Genomic DNA, 1,564 nt, shown 5'->3' with positions numbered 1-1,564 from the left:
GTGAGCGTCAAAACACCCGCATATTTAGCTTCTAGCCGATAGGTGCCACAATTGTTGCAACCTGATGGAAGGAAGTGACGATGGCACCGCAAGAAAGAAGATCAATGCGACGCGAGCAGGTAGAACGCTGTCTTGCAGCAAACATGACCATCAAGGAATGGTGCACGCTGAACAAAGTTGCAAGATCCACGATGTATGCATGGATGGCGAAGTTTCGCAAGGAAGAGCCGGAGCTGTTCGGTAAGCCTAACTCTCATGAGTGGATCGAGTTGTCCAGAGAGTCAATATCATCACGCACAGCACTTTCTAGGCCTGTAGCTGTACCGGGTGTATCAGTGTATTGCGCTGAAGACAGCGCTTGTTCATCTCCATCAACGATCATTGTGCGCATGCGAGATATAAGCGTTTCTGTTCCTGTAGGTTGTAGCGCGGATGACATCGCATCAGTGTTAAGGGTGGTGGCTTCCCTTTGAACCCGTTTACCACACCCGACAGATTGTTCATATCACGTCGTCCACAAGATATGCGTGCAGGTATACAGCGGCTTGCCGCTGTGATCACAACTGACTTTTGCATGGATCCCACCGACGGGGCGCTTTACTGCTTTGTAAGCCGTGACTGCGAGAAGATGAAACTTTTGCGCTTTGAGACAAATGGATGGTGTATGTACTACGTGCGCTTAGCAGAAGGTGGGTTTCGCTGGATACACACAGAAGAGGGAGAAGTGTCACTGCAGATAGAACGCAGACAACTCATATGGTTACTTGACGGTATCGATTTTGAGCAACCAAAAGCGCCTGTGCCGGTTACCGCTAAGGTGCTCCTCTAGCCTAGAAACACCTTCTGACCTGCCCATTCATGAGATAATATCCTCATGAAAAGAAAGAGTTCAAAAACAGATCCTCTCACTCCAGAACAGCAAATTGCCATGCTGCAAGCGCAGTTGGCTTCACTTGCTCGTGATAACGAAACACTTGCCCGCGATAACTCGATGCTGATCGCTGAAGCTGCACGCCTTGCCGCTGAGAAAGCTCACGTAGTAGCCGAGAAAGTCTCAGTAATGGCTGAGATGTCTGCAAAGATGGAAGGCTATGAGACTAAGATAGAAAGCCTCGAAGCTCGGATGGCCCGCCTGGTGGAGATGTTAAAGCTTGCCAACATGCGCTTTTTTGGCAGTAAGTCTGAAAAGGTCATCCCTGATCAGCTCTCCTTGTTCAACGATGTCGAAGTGTGGGCGGATGCTTCCAAAGAAGAGCCAGAACTTGACAGCACTAGCAAGACTTCAACTAAACCCCGAAAGCGTGGCGGGCGCCGCCGCATTAACACCGCAAACCTCGAGCGCGTCATCATCGAGCATACTATAAAAGACCCATCCTGTTCGCAATGCGGAGAGTCCTTATCGAAGATGAAGATCGAGGTTACCGAGGTCATAAGGCTTGTTCCGGCGCACCTTGTCGTTGAAGAGCACCGACGTCATGTTTATAAGTGCAGCTCGTGCTGTAAGGCTAACGCTGCAGGCGATGATGTTAGCGCACAGATCGTACGTGCCCCAATGCCGACACTT

General features: G+C 50.1%; 3 protein-coding genes. All 3 read left to right on the top strand.

What is annotated here, in order from left to right:
• The first annotated feature begins 80 nt into the window (after positions 1-80).
• Positions 81-473, top strand: a complete 393-nt coding sequence (gene tnpA, locus G7Y44_RS10630) for an IS66 family insertion sequence element accessory protein TnpA (RefSeq protein WP_441299689.1) — start codon at positions 81-83, stop codon at positions 471-473.
• Positions 470-829 carry an IS66 family insertion sequence element accessory protein TnpB gene (gene tnpB / locus G7Y44_RS10615; RefSeq protein ID WP_165249673.1) on the top strand — a complete coding sequence of 120 codons (360 nt, stop codon included), beginning with the start codon at positions 470-472 and terminating at the stop codon, positions 827-829. Before tnpA ends, tnpB begins: the two co-directional genes overlap by 4 nt.
• Positions 830-874: 45 nt before the next feature.
• The coding region (locus G7Y44_RS10255; protein ID WP_206214471.1) for an IS66 family transposase zinc-finger binding domain-containing protein at positions 875-1,564 on the top strand (690 nt) is incomplete at its 3' end.

Source organism: Adlercreutzia sp. ZJ141 (assembly GCF_011038965.1).
Lineage (GTDB): Bacteria > Actinomycetota > Coriobacteriia > Coriobacteriales > Eggerthellaceae > ZJ141.
The sequence above is the reverse complement of the archived record's forward strand: the minus strand, read 5'-3'. Positions and strand labels throughout refer to the sequence as shown.

What these genes read in the sequence shown, in the direction of transcription:
- tnpA (WP_441299689.1), top strand. Translation starts at nt 81, where the DNA reads ATGGCACCGCAAGAAAGAAGATCAATGCGACGCGAGCAGGTAGAACGC.